This is a genomic window from Nocardioides sp. (assembly GCF_030149505.1).
Taxonomy (GTDB): Bacteria; Actinomycetota; Actinomycetes; order Propionibacteriales; family Nocardioidaceae; genus Nocardioides.
In genome coordinates this window covers 52184-67627 of sequence record NZ_JASBRN010000020.1, presented here as the reverse complement: position 1 = coordinate 67627, position 15444 = coordinate 52184, and the positions used below count along the sequence as shown (strand labels likewise).

The 15444-nt window shown below is 72.0% G+C and carries 18 protein-coding genes; 14 read left to right on the top strand and 4 right to left on the bottom strand.

Annotated elements, in window-relative coordinates; genetic code table 11:
* From sufB to Q1V71_RS03965, 10 genes are all read left to right on the top strand, one after another.
* Window positions 1-798 (top strand): Fe-S cluster assembly protein SufB (sufB, locus tag Q1V71_RS04010; protein ID WP_300640971.1); only part of this gene is annotated, 798 nt, incomplete at its 5' end.
* 59 nt (window positions 799-857) lie between these two features.
* Window positions 858-2045 (top strand): Fe-S cluster assembly protein SufD, encoded by a 1188-nt coding sequence (sufD, locus tag Q1V71_RS04005; protein WP_367280120.1) that lies wholly within the window; start codon window positions 858-860, stop codon window positions 2043-2045.
* The gene (locus Q1V71_RS04000; protein WP_300640967.1) at window positions 2045-2404 is read left to right on the top strand and encodes a non-heme iron oxygenase ferredoxin subunit; all 360 of its coding nucleotides are present in this window, start codon (window positions 2045-2047) and stop codon (window positions 2402-2404) included. Before sufD ends, Q1V71_RS04000 begins: the two co-directional genes overlap by 1 nt.
* Entirely contained in the window at window positions 2401-3159 is a 759-nt protein-coding gene (gene sufC / locus Q1V71_RS03995) for a Fe-S cluster assembly ATPase SufC (protein WP_300640965.1), read from the top strand. The genes Q1V71_RS04000 and sufC overlap by 4 nt, the downstream gene beginning before the upstream one ends.
* A gap of 11 nt (window positions 3160-3170) precedes the next feature.
* A complete protein-coding gene (locus Q1V71_RS03990; protein WP_300640974.1) occupies window positions 3171-4427 on the top strand; it encodes a cysteine desulfurase in 1257 nt (418 codons plus the stop codon).
* A 4-nt stretch (window positions 4428-4431) separates the two neighbouring features.
* A complete protein-coding gene (gene sufU, locus Q1V71_RS03985; RefSeq protein WP_300640963.1) occupies window positions 4432-4923 on the top strand; it encodes a Fe-S cluster assembly sulfur transfer protein SufU in 492 nt (163 codons plus the stop codon).
* A complete protein-coding gene (locus Q1V71_RS03980; RefSeq protein ID WP_300640961.1) occupies window positions 4916-5299 on the top strand; it encodes a metal-sulfur cluster assembly factor in 384 nt (127 codons plus the stop codon). The genes sufU and Q1V71_RS03980 overlap by 8 nt, the downstream gene beginning before the upstream one ends.
* A 53-nt stretch (window positions 5300-5352) precedes the next feature.
* Window positions 5353-5739, top strand: coding sequence for a hypothetical protein (locus Q1V71_RS03975; RefSeq protein ID WP_300640959.1), 387 nt, complete (start codon window positions 5353-5355; stop codon window positions 5737-5739).
* Between the two features lies 1 nt (window position 5740).
* Complete coding sequence (locus Q1V71_RS03970) at window positions 5741-6361, top strand: acVLRF1 family peptidyl-tRNA hydrolase (protein ID WP_300640957.1); 621 nt, start codon at window positions 5741-5743, stop codon at window positions 6359-6361.
* A gap of 95 nt (window positions 6362-6456) precedes the next feature.
* A complete protein-coding gene (locus tag Q1V71_RS03965; RefSeq protein ID WP_300640955.1) occupies window positions 6457-7365 on the top strand; it encodes a phosphotransferase in 909 nt (302 codons plus the stop codon).
* Window positions 7366-7406: 41 nt separating this feature from the next.
* Here Q1V71_RS03965 and Q1V71_RS03960 read toward each other — a convergent pair whose 3' ends face one another.
* Window positions 7407-8318 carry a neutral zinc metallopeptidase gene (locus Q1V71_RS03960; protein ID WP_300640953.1) on the bottom strand — a complete coding sequence of 304 codons (912 nt, stop codon included), beginning with the start codon at window positions 8316-8318 and terminating at the stop codon, window positions 7407-7409.
* An 89-nt stretch (window positions 8319-8407) separates the two neighbouring features.
* On the opposite strand from Q1V71_RS03960, the gene Q1V71_RS03955 reads away from it, so the two are divergent.
* The 3 genes from Q1V71_RS03955 to Q1V71_RS03945 all read left to right on the top strand — a co-directional run bounded on the left by Q1V71_RS03955 (window position 8408) and on the right by Q1V71_RS03945 (window position 12877).
* A complete protein-coding gene (locus tag Q1V71_RS03955; protein WP_300640951.1) occupies window positions 8408-10006 on the top strand; it encodes an ABC-F family ATP-binding cassette domain-containing protein in 1599 nt (532 codons plus the stop codon).
* A gap of 158 nt (window positions 10007-10164) precedes the next feature.
* Window positions 10165-10962, top strand: a complete 798-nt coding sequence (locus Q1V71_RS03950; RefSeq protein WP_300640949.1) for an enoyl-CoA hydratase/isomerase family protein — start codon at window positions 10165-10167, stop codon at window positions 10960-10962.
* Window positions 10963-11005: 43 nt separating this feature from the next.
* Window positions 11006-12877: an ABC transporter ATP-binding protein gene (locus Q1V71_RS03945; protein WP_300640973.1), complete on the top strand. Its 1872-nt coding sequence runs from the start codon at window positions 11006-11008 to the stop codon at window positions 12875-12877.
* A 15-nt stretch (window positions 12878-12892) separates the two neighbouring features.
* Here Q1V71_RS03945 and Q1V71_RS03940 read toward each other — a convergent pair whose 3' ends face one another.
* Entirely contained in the window at window positions 12893-13681 is a 789-nt protein-coding gene (locus Q1V71_RS03940; RefSeq protein ID WP_300640947.1) for an SURF1 family protein, read from the bottom strand.
* Between the two features lie 87 nt (window positions 13682-13768).
* Between Q1V71_RS03940 and moaA the strand changes: the two genes are divergently transcribed.
* Window positions 13769-14782 carry a GTP 3',8-cyclase MoaA gene (moaA, locus tag Q1V71_RS03935; protein WP_300640945.1) on the top strand — a complete coding sequence of 338 codons (1014 nt, stop codon included), beginning with the start codon at window positions 13769-13771 and terminating at the stop codon, window positions 14780-14782.
* Between the two features lie 27 nt (window positions 14783-14809).
* Here the strand turns inward: moaA and Q1V71_RS03930 are convergent, their stop codons facing one another.
* Together Q1V71_RS03930 and Q1V71_RS03925 are read right to left on the bottom strand one after the other, a co-directional pair.
* A complete protein-coding gene (locus Q1V71_RS03930) occupies window positions 14810-15031 on the bottom strand; it encodes an acetone carboxylase (RefSeq protein WP_300640943.1) in 222 nt (73 codons plus the stop codon).
* Between the two features lie 12 nt (window positions 15032-15043).
* Entirely contained in the window at window positions 15044-15394 is a 351-nt protein-coding gene (locus tag Q1V71_RS03925; RefSeq protein ID WP_300640941.1) for a DUF3099 domain-containing protein, read from the bottom strand.
* Window positions 15395-15444 lie beyond the last annotated feature (50 nt).

Sequence of the window (15444 nt, the reverse complement as noted above, 5' to 3'; positions counted from 1 at the left end):
TACTTCCGGATCAACACCGAGAACATGGGCCAGTTCGAGCGGACGCTGATCATCGTCGACGAGGACGCCTACGTGCACTACGTCGAGGGCTGCACCGCGCCGATCTACTCCAGCGACTCGCTGCACTCCGCGGTCGTCGAGATCATCGTGAAGAAGGGCGGCCGCTGCCGCTACACGACCATCCAGAACTGGTCGAACAACGTCTACAACCTCGTCACCAAGCGCGCGGTCTGCGAGGCCGGCGCGACGATGGAGTGGGTCGACGGCAACATCGGCTCCAAGGTGACGATGAAGTACCCCGCCATCTACCTCATGGGCGAGCACGCCAAGGGCGAGACGCTCTCGATCGCCTTCGCCGGCGAGGGGCAGCTCCAGGACGCCGGCGCCAAGATGGTCCACGCCGCGCCGCACACCTCGAGCTCGATCCTGAGCAAGTCGGTCGCGCGGGGCGGTGGCCGGACGTCGTACCGCGGCCTGATCCAGGTCAACGAGGGCGCCCACGGCTCGAAGTCCAACGTGCTGTGCGACGCGCTGCTGGTCGACCAGATCAGCCGCTCCGACACCTATCCCTACGTCGACATCCGCGAGGACGACGTGTCGATGGGCCACGAGGCGAGCGTCTCCAAGGTCTCCGACGACCAGCTCTTCTACCTCATGTCCCGCGGCATGGAGCAGGACGAGGCGATGGCGATGATCGTGCGCGGCTTCGTCGAGCCGATCGCCAAGGAGCTGCCCATGGAGTACGCCCTGGAGCTGAACCGCCTCATCGAGCTGCAGATGGAGGGCGCGGTCGGCTGACCCGGCCCGCCCCGCACCACCGCTCGCCCCCTGACGCTAGGAAGACACTCCCTGTGACCGTGACCGACGCTGCCGCCGAGCAGACCGCCGACGCCGTGGCCTCCGCCCTCGAGGTGGACCACGTCGAGAGCCACCTGCACCCGGTGAGCTCCTTCGACCTCGCCGACCACCCGATGCCCACGGGGCGCGAGGAGATCTGGCGGTTCACCCCGCTCAAGCGCCTCGCCGGCGCCCTCGACGACGCGCCCGATGACACCGACGCGCTGACGGTCGAGACGATCGGCGACGCGTCGTACGTCGTCGGCACCCTCGCCCCGGGCCAGCACCCCCGTGGTGCCGCGCTCGTCCCCGACGACCGCGCCTCGGCCCTGGCCTCGCGGCACGCGCCCGAGGCGGTGCACGTGCGGGTCCCGGCCGACACCGAGCTCGACGAGCCGATCGGCCACCGCCTCACCGGTGCCGCCGGCAAGCGCTCGCACCGCCACACGGTGATCGAGGCCGGCACCCACTCCCGCGCCACCTACGTGCTCGACCACCGCGGCTCGGGCGTGCACGCCGGCAACGTCGAGGTCGTGGTGGGCGACGGCGCCGACCTGACCGTGGTGACGCTGCAGGACTGGGACGACGACGCCGTGCACGTCGGCACCCACGAGGCCGTCGTGGGCCGCGACGCCCGCTACCGCCACATCGCGGTGACCTTCGGCGGCTCGGTCGTGCGCACCAGCTCCAACGTGCACTACGCCGGGCCCGGTGGTGACGCCGAGCTCCTCGGGCTCTACTTCGCCGACGCCGGCCAGCACTTCGAGCACCGCCTCTTCGTCGACCACAACGCCCCCCGCACCAAGAGCAACGTCGTCTACAAGGGCGCGCTGCAGGGTGAGCGGGCGCGCACCGTGTGGATCGGCAACGTGCTGATCCGCAAGGTCGCCGAGGGGATCGAGACCTACGAGGAGAACCGCAACCTCGTGCTCACCGACGGCTGCCAGGCCGACTCGGTGCCCAACCTGGAGATCGAGACCGGCGAGATCGAGGGCGCCGGCCACGCCTCCGCCACCGCGCGCTTCGACGACGAGCAGCTGTTCTACCTCCGCAGCCGCGGCGTCTCCGACGAGGAGTCCCGCCGCCTGGTGCTGCACGGCTTCTTCCAGGACCTGATCCGCAAGATCGGCCTGCCGGAGCTGGAGGAGAAGCTGACCGCCGCGGTCGAGGACGAGCTGGCCCGCAACGTCGCCGGCAAGGTCCTCTGATGGCCTTCGAGCGCGCCTGCGCCCTGTCCGAGGTGCCCACCGACGAGGCGCTCGCCGTCGTCGTCGGCGAGTACTCCGTCGCCGTCGCCCGGGACGGGGAGGGCGAGGACCTCGCGGTCTACGCCCTCCAGGACCAGTGCAGCCACGCCGCGGTCAGCCTCAGCGAGGGCGAAGTGGCCGACTGCACCGTCGAGTGCTGGCTGCACGGCTCCCGCTTCGACCTGCGCACCGGCAAGCCCACCGGGCTGCCGGCCACCGAGCCGGTGGCCACCTTCCCCGTGGAGGTCCGCCAGGACCCCGACGGGGCAGCCGTCTACATCGACACGACCACCACCCTGAACGGAGTCACCCCCGCATGAGCACCCTCCAGATCACCGACCTCCAGGTCTCCGTCGACACCGAGGACGGCCCCAAGGAGATCCTCAAGGGCGTCACGCTCACGATCGACAGCGGCGAGACGCACGCGATCATGGGACCCAACGGCTCCGGCAAGTCGACGCTGGCCTACTCGATCGCCGGCCACCCGAAGTACACGATCACCGGCGGCTCGGTGACCCTCGACGGCGAGGACGTCCTCGCCATGAGCGTGGACGAGCGCGCCCGTGCCGGGCTCTTCCTGGCCATGCAGTACCCCGTCGAGGTCCCCGGGGTCTCGGTCGCGAACTTCCTGCGCACCGCCAAGACCGCCATCGACGGCGAGGCCCCCAAGCTGCGCACCTGGGTCAAGGACGTCAACGGCGCGCTGGAGAAGCTCAACCTGGACTCCTCGTTCTCGGCCCGCTCGGTCAACGAGGGCTTCTCCGGTGGTGAGAAGAAGCGTCACGAGATCGCCCAGCTCGAGCTGCTCGACCCCAAGGTCGCGATCCTCGACGAGACCGACTCCGGCCTCGACATCGACGCCCTCAAGGTCGTCTCCGAGGGCGTCAACCGCTTCCGCGAGCGTGAGGGCAAGGGCGTCCTGCTGATCACGCACTACACGCGCATCCTGCGCTACATCCAGCCCGACCGCGTCCACGTTTTCGTCGACGGCAAGGTCGCCGAGTCCGGCGGTCCCGAGCTGGCCGACAAGCTTGAGGCCGAGGGCTACGAGTCCTACCTGGGCGCGTCGGTCTGATCATGGAGGGCCTGCTCCCCGACCTCGAGGTCGTCCGCAAGGACTTCCCGATCCTCGGCCGCACCACGGCCGACGGGCTGCCGCTGGTCTACCTCGACAGCGCCAACACCTCGCAGAAGCCGCAGGTGGTGATCGACGCGATGGTCGACCACCTCGAGCGGCACAACGCCAACGTCGCGCGCGCCATGCACCTGCTGGGCGCCGAGGCCACCGAGGCGTTCGAGGGCGGCCGCGACAAGGTGGCGGCCTTCATCGGGGCACCCGAGCGCGACGAGGTGATCTTCACCAAGAACGCCTCCGAGGCGCTCAACCTGGTCGCACAGACCCTGGGCCTGGAGGGCGCGCACCGGGTCGGCCCCGGCGACGTCGTGGTTACCACGGAGATGGAGCACCACTCCAACATCGTGCCGTGGCAGATGCTCACGCAGCGCACCGGCGCCGAGCTGCGGTGGTTCACCTTCGACGAGGCCGGCCAGCTCGACCTCTCCCAGGTCGACGAGCTCATCACCGAGCGCACCAAGGTCGTCACCTTCACCTGGGTCTCGAACATGCTGGGCACGGTCAACCCCGTCGCCGAGCTGACCCGACGCGCCCACGAGGTGGGAGCGATCGTGGTCGTCGACGCCTCGCAGGCCGCGCCGCAACTGCCGATCGACCTGGCCGCGATGCCGGTCGAGGAGCGTCCCGACGTGGTGGTGTTCACCGGCCACAAGGTCGTCGGTCCGACCGGGATCGGCGTGCTCTGGGGCCGCCGGTCGCTGCTCGAGGAGCTGCCGCCCTTCCTGGGCGGCGGCGAGATGATCGAGACCGTCACCATGGAGCGCAGCACCTACGCCGGGCTCCCGCACAAGTTCGAGGCCGGTACCCCGCCGATCGTCGAGGCCGTCGGTCTCGGGGCCGCGGTGGACTACCTCGCCGGGCTCGGCATGGAGGCGGTCCACGCCCACGAGCAGGCGATCACGGCGTACGCCCTGGAGGGGCTGGGCACGGTCCCGGGCCTGCGGGTCCTCGGGCCGCTGGACGCCACGCAGCGCGGCGGTGCGATCTCCTTCGAGCTCGCCGGCGTGCACCCCCACGACGTCGCGCAGGTCCTGGACGTGCGCGGCATCGCCGTCCGCGCCGGGCACCACTGCGCCCGACCGGCGCACGCGAAGTTCGGTGTGCAGAGCTCGACCCGCATGTCGTCGTACGTCTACACGACGCCGGGGGAGATCGACGCGCTCGTCGAGGCGCTGCACTACACCCGCGACTACTTCAAGGTGGGCTGAGGCGATGTCCGCAGAGCTCGACGCGCTCTACCAGGAGATCATCCTGGACCACTACAAGAACCCGCACCACAAGGGACTGAGGGGCGACCCCTCCGCTGACGGGACCGTCGAGGTGCACCACGTGAACCCCACGTGCGGTGACGAGGTGACGCTGCGCGTCCACCTCGAGGAGGCCGACGGTGTGCTCCGTGTGCAGGACGTGTCGTACGACGCGGTCGGCTGCTCGATCTCGCAGGCCTCGACCTCCGTGATGACCGACCTCGTGATCGGCAAGCCGGTCGAGGAGGCCATGGGGGTCCACGAGGTGTTCCTGACCCTCATGCAGGGCAAGGGCAGCGTGGAGCCCGACGAGGAGGTGCTGGAGGACGGCATCGCCTTCGCCGGCGTCGCGAAGTTCCCCGCACGCGTGAAGTGCGCGCTGCTCGGCTGGATGGCCTGGAAGGACGCCACCAGCCAGTCGATGACCACCACCGCCCAGGGAGGCGACGATGACTGACACCCACACCCCCGACCACTCCGACCTCCCCACCGAGGTCCCGGTCCCGACCGGTGGCGGCACCTCCACCGTGACGATCGAGGAGGTCACCGAGGCGCTCAAGGACGTCGTCGACCCCGAGCTCGGCATCAACGTCGTCGACCTCGGCCTCGTCTACGGCGTGCACGTGGACGAGTCGTCGAACTGCGTGGTCGACATGACGCTGACCTCCGCGGCCTGCCCGCTGACCGACGTCATCCAGGACCAGACCGACTCCGCGCTGGAGGGCCTGGTCAACGACGTGGCCATCAACTGGGTGTGGATGCCGCCGTGGGGCCCCGACAAGATCACCCCCGACGGCCGCGAGCAGTTGCGCGCGCTCGGGTTCAACGTCTGATCTCGCTCGCCCGGCACGCGCGCTCGCGACGCAGCGGACCGTAGGCTGCGCGGATGGACGAACCCAGCTCGCCGACCGAGTCCCAGGAGCAGGCGGTCCAGGCCTTCTGGGACATCGCCCGGTTCCACGCCAAGCTCAACACGGCACCGGCGTACTTCGGGCCCACCACGCTGGAGGTCGTGCCCCCGCCGACGTGGTCCTTCGGTGACGCACCCGGATCAGAACGGCTGCTGGCCGAGCTGCTCAGCGGCAGCGTGTCCACGTTGACCGCTCCAACCTCCGACTACGAGTCGACGGGGGAGCCGCTGCCGGAGCCGGGCTCGCTGAGCATCCTGCTCGACGGCGGGGGACGGCCCGTGGCGCTCCTGGAGGTCACCGAGGTCGAGGTGGCCGGCAGCACGGTGACCGAGCACCTGCGCGTCGTCTACCGGGCGGAGTGAGGTGCCTGAGGTGCTCGTGCCCGGCGACCGGGTCGAGCGCTGGGTGGCAAACTTCCAGGTACGTCACGGACCGAGCACCCTCCGGGTGACCGACGGCGCCCTGCGCGGTGATGCCGGGGACGGCTCGTCCTTCGCCGCCAGGCTGCCCTTCGACCAGTCCTACGACGGTGCCGCCGACGCGGCGGCCCTGGCAGCGACCCTCGACGCGGCCGTCCCCGACGACTGGGGCGTCCTCCTGGTGCGCAAGGGCGGGTTCGCGGTCGCCCGGCTGTCCGGGACCACCGTGGTCGCCAGCAAGGTCGGGCAGCGGCACGTGCAGGGCCGCACCAAGGCCGGCGGCCAGTCGCAGCAGCGGTTCGCCCGCCGTCGTGACAACCAGGCGCGCGCGGCGTACGAGGCGGCTGCCGACCACGCGGCGCGCCTGCTGGGCGACCTCGCGGGGTCTCTGGTCGTCGGCGGTGACCGTGGGGCGGTGGAGGAGGTGCTGGCCGACGCGCGCCTGGCCCGGCTCGCCGTCGTGGGCACGCGGCTGCCGGTGCCCGACCCCCGACGGGCGGTGCTGGAGCAGGCGGTCGCCGACGCCCTCTCCGTGCGGGTCGAGGTCGTCAACGCCGACGGCTGAGCGCTCCCCACCGGTCCAGGCCGGCTCCCGCGACGCTCCCGCGCTCAGGCCCGAGTTCACCGTCCGGCGCGGCGCGATCGGCTAGCGTCACCGGCATGTGGCAGCCCCAGCCCGGCTGGCATCCCCTCCCGAGCGGCACCTCCCCGTCCACGGTCGGGGTGTGGCGGGCGGTCGTGGGGGAGGAGCCGGTGGCCGTGAAGCGGCTGGCCGCGCCCGGCGAGCACGACCCGCCGGAGCTCTCCGACCCCGACCACTTCGCCTACTGGCGGCGCGGGGCGGACGTGGTGACCTCCGGCGTCCTGGCCCATTCTCAGGGCCTGCGCCCGCCGGTGCGCAGCTACGCCGTGGAGGACGTCGAGGGCATCACCATCACCGAGGACTGGGTCGAGGATGCCTGCAACAACGGACTCTTCGCCGCCCACGCCCTCGGCCGCTTCGCCGGTACGCCGGTGCCGGACGTCCCCTGGCTGGCCCGCGACCAGCTGAGGGACCGGCTGCGTCGCACCGAGCGCCGCGGGGGCTGGCCGACGCTGGCCCGCACGACCGTGGCCGACGTCGCCGAGCACCTGTGGCACCGGCGCAGCACCTTCCTGGACCGGCTCGACGCCCTGCCGCAGGTCCTGCAGCACGGCGACCCCACCCCGGGGAACCTCCCCGGTCGCGAGGGCGACGACGTCGTGGCGATCGACTGGTCCTGCCTGGGCACAGGCCCGGTCGGAGGCGACCTGGGCTACTACCTGCTCTCGGCGCGCGAGGAGTTCGACCCGCTGCTCGAGGCGTACCTCATGGGCGTCCCCGAGGCGGTGGCCGACCGGGAGCAGGTCTCACTCGGGGCGCGGGTGGTCGCCGTCTACACCGCGCTGTCGCGCGCGGAGTGGGCGCTCTCACGGGTCGCCAAGGGCGAGGGCGCCCTGGCCGGGAAGTTCCGGCACCCGGCGGTGGCACCGCACCTGCGGGCGCTGCAGCGGCAGTTCCCGCTGGTCGAGCAGCTGCTGGAAGCCTGACGGCGGCTCCGGTTTCACCGCTCGGGTGGTGAAACAGGCCCCTACAGGCGCGACGACGCGAAGGTGTCGCAGGCTTCGAGCGAGCCCTGCTCGAACCCCGTGCGGAACCAGCTCACCCGCTGCTCGGCCGAACCGTGGGTCCACGACTCCTCGGTCACCTGGCCCTGGGTTCGCTCCTGGATCCGGTCGTCGCCGACCGCGGCGGCCGCCTCCAGGGCGAGCCGGACGTCCTCGTCGGTGAGCTCGGTGATGAGCACCTCCCCGGCGGCGTCCTCGGTGGTGGTGGCCGCGCGGGCCCACATCCCGGCGTAGCAGTCGGCCTGCAGCTCCAGGCGGACCGCGTCGGAGGTGGGGCCCTGCTGGGTGCGCACGCGCGACATCGTGCCCAGGACGTCCTGCACGTGGTGGCCGTACTCGTGGGCCAGGACGTAGGCCTCGACGAACCCGCCGTCGGGTCCGCCGAGCTGCCGTTCGAGGACGTCGTCGAAGAAGCCCGAGTCGAGGTAGATGCCGTCGTCGACCGGGCAGTAGAACGGCCCGACGTCGGAGGTCGCGCCACCGCACCGGGTGGACACCGAGCCCTCGAACGTCGTCAACGCCGAGATCGGCTCGTAGCGCGAGCCCAGCTCGTCGGTCCAGAAGTCGTGGAGGGAGTTCTCGACGGCCACCCGGGCGCAGTCGGCCGAGGTGCTGGCGTCCTCACCGGTCTCGCATGCGGCGTACCGCTCGGTGTCGAAGGTCGGCGACCCGCCCTCCTCGCCGCCGCCGAGGTAGGAGATGGCAGCGAAGACGAGCACGGCGACGATCACCGCCCCGATCGAGCCACCGCCGATGGCCCCGCCGGGCAGGGAGCCGCCGCGGCCCAGGGACGGGCCACGCCCGCCCCCTCCGCCACCGCCCCCGGCGTGGCGGGTGCGGCGGGTGTCGAGCCTGGCCTTGGGGTTGAAGCGCACGGGACCTCCCGGGAGTCGGCGTGAGCGACCTCACTGCGGCCGTCCGCGAATCGTCCGGCGCCAGGTGCCGACCCTAGACTCCCACCGCCATGATCACCGCTCACCAGCTCGAGGTACGGGTCGGTGCGCGACTCCTGATGCAGGACGTCAGCTTCCGGGTCGGGCCCGGCGACAAGGTCGGACTGGTGGGCCGCAACGGCGCCGGCAAGACCACCCTCACCAAGATCCTGGCGGGGGAGGGACTGCCCGCGGCCGGCCAGGTCACCACCACCGGCGACGTCGGCTACCTGCCGCAGGACCCGCGCACCGGTGACCCCGACGTCCTCGCCAAGGACCGCATCCTCTCCGCCCGCGGGCTCGACGTCGTCGTGGCCAAGCTGCGGCGCGCCGAGGAGGAGATGGGCTCCGACGACCCGGCCGTGCGCGACAAGGCCATGCGCCGCTACGCCCGCGCGGACGACGAGATGCACGCCGCGGGTGGGTACGCCGCGGAGTCGGAGGCCGCCACCATCGCGGCGAGCCTGGGCATCGAGGACCGGGTGCTCGCGATGCCACTGCGCACGCTCTCCGGCGGCCAGCGCCGCCGGGTCGAGCTGGCCCGCATCCTCTTCTCCGGCGCCGAGGTGCTGATCCTCGACGAGCCCACCAACCACCTCGACGCCGACTCGATCATCTGGCTGCGCGACTTCCTCAAGGCCCACAGCGGCGGCTTCATCATCATCAGCCACGACAACGACCTGCTCGCGAGCACCGTCAACAAGGTCATGCACCTCGACGCCAACCGCGCGGTCATGGACGTCTACAACATGGGCTGGAAGAACTACCTGACCCAGCGCGAGACCGACGAGGTCCGGCGCCGGCGCGAGCGGATGAACGCCGAGAACAAGGCCAAGACGCTCACCGACCAGGCCAACAAGATGCGCGCCAAGGCCTCGAAGGCCCAGGCCGCCCAGTCGATGCTCAAGCGCGCCGAGAAGATGCTCGAGGGCGTCGAGGGGGAGCGCGCCGCCGACAAGGTCGCCCGGATCGCCTTCCCCAAGCCCGCCGCCTGCGGGAAGACCCCCCTGACCGCCCGCGAGCTGTCGAAGTCCTACGGGTCGCTGGAGGTCTTCACCGGCGTCGACCTGGCGATCGACAAGGGCTCGCGCGTGGTCATCCTGGGCCTCAACGGCGCCGGCAAGACGACGATGCTGCGCATCCTGGCCGGGGTGGACCGTCCCGACACCGGCGAGGTCGTCCCGGGCCACGGGCTCAAGGTCGGCTACTACGCCCAGGAGCACGAGACCCTCGACACCTCGCGCACGGTGCTGGAGAACATGCAGTCCGCGGCGCCGCAGCTCACCGACACCGAGGCCCGCAGCGTGCTCGGGTCCTTCCTCTTCTCCGGCGACGACGCGCACAAGCCGGCCAAGGTGCTCTCCGGTGGCGAGAAGACCAGGCTCGCCCTCGCGTCGCTGGTCGTCTCCAGCGCCAACGTGCTGCTGCTGGACGAGCCCACCAACAACCTCGACCCCGCCTCCCGCGAGGAGGTGCTGGCCGCGATCCGCTCCTACGAGGGCGCGATCGTGCTGGTCACCCACGACGAGGGCGCGGTGCACGCCCTCGAGCCGGACCGCGTGCTGCTGCTGCCCGACGGCGACGAGGACCTCTGGAACGACGGGTACGCCGACCTGGTCTCGCTCGCCTGATCGCCCAGCACCGCCGAACCGTCAGTTCTGAACCCTCGAGCCGTCACTTCCGCATGAGTAGGCGGGCAGAAGTGACGGCTCGAGGGTTCCAAAGTGACGGTTCGGCGGTCCTGTGGGGCGCGGCCATCGCGCTTCGGGAGACCTGGGAGACTCGCCCCATGAGCAACCCGACTGAGCAGGAGCTGGCCGACGCCGGGCTGCTGCTGCACCGCGAGGGCCCGGTCGCGACGATCACGCTGCACCGTCCCGAGGTCCGCAACGCCCAGACCCCGACCATGTGGCGGCTGCTGGCCGCCGTCGGGGAGCAGCTGGTCGCCGACGACGACGTGCGCGTGGTGGTGCTGCGCGGTTCCGGCTCGGCCTTCTCCGCCGGTCTGGACCGCACCATGCTCGACCCCGCGGGCGCAGGTGACGGCGTCGAGACCGTGGCCGCCCTGCTCGCGCAGAGCGACGAGCAGGTCTCCGCCACCATCGACGACTACCAGCGCGGGTTCACCTGGCTGCGCGACCCGCGCATCCTCAGCATCGCCGCGGTGCACGGCTACGCGATCGGGGCCGGCTTCCAGCTCGCGCTCTCGTGCGACCTGCGGGTCCTGGCCGAGGACGCGCAGCTGTGCATGAAGGAGGCCGCCCTCGGCCTGGTCCCCGACCTCACGGGAACAAAACCCCTGGTCGAGGCCGTTGGCTACGCACGAGCACTCGAGATCTGCGTGTCGGCCCGGATGGTCGGCGCGGCGGAGGCCCTTCGCATCGGTCTGGCGCTCGAGGTGGTGCCCGTCGAGGCGCTCGACCAGACCGTCGCAGCCCTCGTCGCAGCCCTGACCTCGGCCGCGCCGGAGGCGGTGCGGGAGACCAAGGCCCTGATGCTCTCGGCGGCGGCGGCGCCGCTGGAGGAGCAGCGCCGGCTCGAGCGCGAGGCCCAGGGACGGCGCTTCCGCGCCCTCGCGGGCGGCTGAGCGTCGGGGCGGGAGCCCCGCAGGAGGAGGACACGTGTCGGGGATGATGAACGCCGGGGCCGCCTGGCGGCACCTGCGCTCCGACCGCAGCGCGCTCGACCGACGTGTGGGTCGGGAGACGCTGCGGAGGGTGCTGGGCTTCGCCGTACCCCACCGTCGGACGATCGGGGTCTTCCTCGCCCTCACCGTGGTCGACGCCAGTCTCGTGGTCGCCACCCCGTTGCTCGTGCAGCGGATCGTCGACGACGGCATCCTGCAGGGCGACCGGTCGCTGGTGGCCTGGCTGGCGGTGGCGATGGCCGGGCTCGCGGTCTTCACGGCCCTGCTGAGCGTCCTGATGGCCTGGTTGTCGGCCCGGATCGGCGAGGGCCTGATCTTCGACCTGCGCACCCAGGTGTTCGCGCACGTGCAGCGCCAGTCGATGGCGTTCTTCACCCGCACCCAGACCGGCGCCCTGGTCAGCCGGCTCAACAACGACGTGATCGGCGCCCAGCGCGCCTTCACCTCGACGCTCTCCACGACCGTCTCCAACGGCGTCGCCGTGCTCGTCGTGGGCATCACGATGCTGGCCCTGAGCTGGCGGGTGACCCTGCTGTGCCTGGCGCTCTTCCCGATCCTGATGCTCGCCTCGAAGTGGGTCAGCACCCGGCTCGCCGGGCTGACCCGTCAGCAGATGGACGGCAACGCCGACCTGGCGACGATGATGACCGAGCGCTTCAACGTCGGCGGCGCCCTGCTGCTGAAGCTCTTCGGCCGCCGCGAGGAGGAAGACGCCAGCTTCGCCGTGAAAGCCGGCCGGGTGCGCGACCTCGGCATCCAGATCACCCTCACCACGCGGGTCTTCGGCGCCGCCATGCTGGCCGTGCCGGCCCTGGCCACGGCGCTGGTCTACGGCGTCGGCGGTCAGCTGGTCGTCACCGACGCGCTCACCCTGGGCACCCTGCTGGCCCTGGCGACGCTGCTGCTGCGGCTCCTGGGGCCCCTCCAGGGCCTGACCAACGTCCGGATCGACGTCATGACCGCGCTGGTCAGCTTCGAGCGGGTCTTCGAGGTCCTCGACCTGCCCTCGCTGGTGCAGGAGAAGCCGGACGCCGTCGACCTGCCGCGCACCGCGGGGCGGCTCGAGCTGGACCACGTGGACTTCACCTACCCCGGCGCCGACGAGGTCTCGCTGCCCTCGCTGGAGGGGGTCCAGCGCCCCGACGTCTCCAGCCCCGGCGGGCCGGTGCTGCGCGACGTCTCCTTCACCGCCGAGACGGGCCAGATGATCGCGCTCGTCGGCCCGTCGGGTGCCGGCAAGACGACAGTGACCCACCTGGTCGCGCGCCTCTACGACGCGACCGCGGGCGCGGTGCGCGTGGGTGGGGTCGACGTCCGGGACGTGAGCCTGCAGTCGCTGGAGGACGTGGTCGGCTACGTCACCCAGGACGCGCACATGTTCCACGACACCATCCGGTCCAACATGCTCTACGCACGGCCGGGCGCCTCGGACCAGGAGATCTGGGCCGCCCTGGAGGCCGCCCAGGTCGCCACGCTCGTTCGTCGCCTGCCCGAGGGGCTCGACACCGTGGTCGGCGACCGCGGCTACCGGCTCTCCGGTGGTGAGCGCCAGCGCCTCGCCATCGCCCGGCTGCTGCTCAAGGCCCCAGCGATCGTGGTGCTCGACGAGGCGACGGCGCACCTGGACTCCGAGTCCGAGGCCGCGGTCCAGCGGGCGCTCGACGCGGCGCTCGAGGGCCGCACCTCCCTGGTCATCGCCCACCGGCTCTCCACCGTGCGCGACGCCGACCTCATCCTCGTCCTGGAGGAGGGGCGGATCGTCGAGCGCGGCACCCACACCGAGCTGCTCGCCCGCGGCGGGCTCTACGCCGACCTGCACCGTACGCAGTTCCTCGACGACACCCGCGCCGGCTGACCTGGCCTGGCCGAGCTAGCGGGACGGCGTGGTCTCGCGGGGGGCGCGGGTCGTGCGGCGCGGGCGCTCGCCGCGCGGTCCGCGGCGGCGCTCGTCGTAGGCGAGGTAGCCGAAGCCGAAGATCGCCAGGACCCCGAAGAACCACCACTGCAGGCCGTAGAAGAAGTGCGGGCCGTCGTCGAGCTCGGGCAGCTCCACGGGCTCCAGCGCCGTGGCGGGCTCCGGGCTCTCCGACTTCAGCTCGACGAAGCCGCCGTAGACCTCGCGGCCCAGCGCCTCGCCGATGCGCCCGCTGCTGACCGCGCGCGTCGAGCGCTCGGTGACGGCCGTGCTGTCGCCACTGCCGTCGGCACGGACGTAGCCGGTGACCGTGACCTCGCCGGCAGGTGGCTCGGGGACGTCGTCGGGGTCGGCGGTGCCGGCGTTCTCGGTGCGCAACCACCCACGGTCGACCAGGAGGGACGCGCCGGACTCGGTCACGAGCGGCACCACCACGTCGACGCCCGCGATCCCCTCGCGGGTGCGGTAGCGCACGATGATGGTGTCCTCGACGGCGTACTCGCCGGTCGCGGAGACCACGCGCCACTCGTCCTGCTCCCGCACCGGGGTGCCGGGGCGCAGGACGTCCGAGACGGGGGCTGGGGGCTGGTTCTCGTTGGCGCGGACGACCTCGTTGTCGGCGCGGCGGTCCTCGAGCCGGTCGAACTGCCACTGGCCGAGCCACCAGGCGCCGGCGGCCAGCAGGGCCACCGCGAGCGCGAACAGGATCCAGCGCCGGGACAGCAGGAAACCGAACGTGCGCACGGGGCCAGGCTATCCAGGGGCAGGTCACGGCCCACCGGGGGATCGGGGGTCCGGCCGTGGTGAGGTGGCGCACGTATGCTTCATCACATGACGACCCGAGTCTCGGACCAGCGCGCACTCGCCGACCGGTTCGGTCGCGTCGCGACGGACCTGCGGGTCTCCCTCACCGACCGGTGCAACCTGCGGTGCAGCTACTGCATGCCGGCCGAGGGCCTGGACTGGCTGCCGGGGGAGCAGGTCCTCACCGACGACGAGGTCGTCCGGCTGATCGGCGTCGCCGTGCAGCACCTCGGCGTGCACGAGGTGCGCTTCACCGGCGGCGAGCCGCTGGTGAGGCGCGGCCTGGTCGACATCGTGCGTCGGACCCGGGCCCTCGGCGACGACCTCGACGTCTCCATGACGTCCAACGCCCTCGGCCTGGCCCGCACCGCCACGGCCCTCGCCGAGGCGGGCCTGGACCGGGTCAACGTCAGCCTCGACACCGTGCGGGCCGACACCTTCCACACGATCACGCGCCGCGACCGGTTCGACGACGTGGTCGCGGGACTCGCCGCCGCGCAGGCCGCCGGCCTCGGCCCGGTCAAGGTCAACGCCGTGCTGCTGCGCGGCGTCAACGACGACCAGGCCCCGGAGCTCCTGCGCTGGTGCCTGGACCACGGCTACGACCTGCGCTTCATCGAGCAGATGCCCCTGGACGCCCAGCACGGCTGGCACCGCGACGCGATGGTGACGGCCGACGAGATCTTCGCGATGCTCGAGCAAGCGTTCGTCCTCGAGCCGGCCGAGGAGCCCCGCGGCTCCGCCCCGGCCGAGCTGTTCACGGTCGACGGGGGCCCCGGCACCGTGGGCGTCATCGCCTCGGTCACGCGACCCTTCTGCGGTGACTGCGACCGGGTGCGGCTCACCGCCGACGGCCAGGTCCGCAACTGCCTCTTCGCGCGCGAGGAGTCCGACCTGCGCACGGCCATGCGGGCCGGCGCCAGCGACGAGGAGCTGGCCGACCGCTGGGTCGTGGCCATGCGCGGCAAGGCGGCCGGGCACGGCATCGACGACGAGACCTTCCTGCAGCCCGCGCGCCCGATGTCGGCGATCGGCGGCTGAGGAGCCCCACCCGGGCCGCAGCCCCAGTCAGACGGTGTGGTCGGCGCCCTGCTCATGCGCCACGACGTCCTTGATGAAGCCGCGCGAGCCCAGGAACGAGCGCAGCGACTCGAGGTGCTCCTCGCAAGCCAACCACGCCTTGCGGCGCTCGGGGGTGTGGATCTTCGGGTTGTTCCACAGCAGCGCGTGCGTCGCGGGCTGGCGACAGCCCTTGCCGGAGCAGACGTCCGGCTCGTCCAGTGATCCCACGCGGAGAGTGTCTCAGCCCCGGTCGGCGGAGGAGGCGCCGAGGGGGCGCTGCTCGCTGCCGCCACCGAGCGCCCGGGCGGTGTACGCCGCGGAGCCGAGGTCGTGCTCCTGCATCCGGGTGGCCTGGACGTTGGCCAGCACGACGGCGATGTAGGGCAGGATCACCGCCCCCGCGATGAGGATCGGCCAGAGCCAGTCGATGCCGGCGAGTCCGGCGATGACCGCGCCCACGAAGCACAGCGACCGCAGGCTCATCGAGAGCAGGTAGCGCTTCTGCCGCCGCCGCAGGTCCTCCTGCGGGCTGGGGGCGGCGGAGGTGATGCGGACGGCGTCGTCGTCGCGATCGCCACGCTGTCGTGCCATGACCTCAAGCGTACGTCGGCCCCGGTCACCCACCAGGGCTCGCGGACCCC

Coding starts and splice junctions, on each gene's coding strand:
- Q1V71_RS04000 (WP_300640967.1), top strand. CDS start 2,045: ATGGCCTTCGAGCGCGCCTGCGCCCTGTCCGAGGTGCCCACCGACGAG.
- sufC (WP_300640965.1), top strand. CDS start 2,401: ATGAGCACCCTCCAGATCACCGACCTCCAGGTCTCCGTCGACACCGAG.
- sufU (WP_300640963.1), top strand. CDS start 4,432: ATGTCCGCAGAGCTCGACGCGCTCTACCAGGAGATCATCCTGGACCAC.
- Q1V71_RS03980 (WP_300640961.1), top strand. CDS start 4,916: ATGACTGACACCCACACCCCCGACCACTCCGACCTCCCCACCGAGGTC.
- Q1V71_RS03975 (WP_300640959.1), top strand. CDS start 5,353: ATGGACGAACCCAGCTCGCCGACCGAGTCCCAGGAGCAGGCGGTCCAG.
- Q1V71_RS03965 (WP_300640955.1), top strand. CDS start 6,457: ATGTGGCAGCCCCAGCCCGGCTGGCATCCCCTCCCGAGCGGCACCTCC.
- Q1V71_RS03955 (WP_300640951.1), top strand. CDS start 8,408: ATGATCACCGCTCACCAGCTCGAGGTACGGGTCGGTGCGCGACTCCTG.
- Q1V71_RS03950 (WP_300640949.1), top strand. CDS start 10,165: ATGAGCAACCCGACTGAGCAGGAGCTGGCCGACGCCGGGCTGCTGCTG.
- Q1V71_RS03945 (WP_300640973.1), top strand. CDS start 11,006: ATGATGAACGCCGGGGCCGCCTGGCGGCACCTGCGCTCCGACCGCAGC.
- moaA (WP_300640945.1), top strand. CDS start 13,769: ATGACGACCCGAGTCTCGGACCAGCGCGCACTCGCCGACCGGTTCGGT.
- Q1V71_RS03925 (WP_300640941.1), bottom strand. CDS start 15,394: ATGGCACGACAGCGTGGCGATCGCGACGACGACGCCGTCCGCATCACC.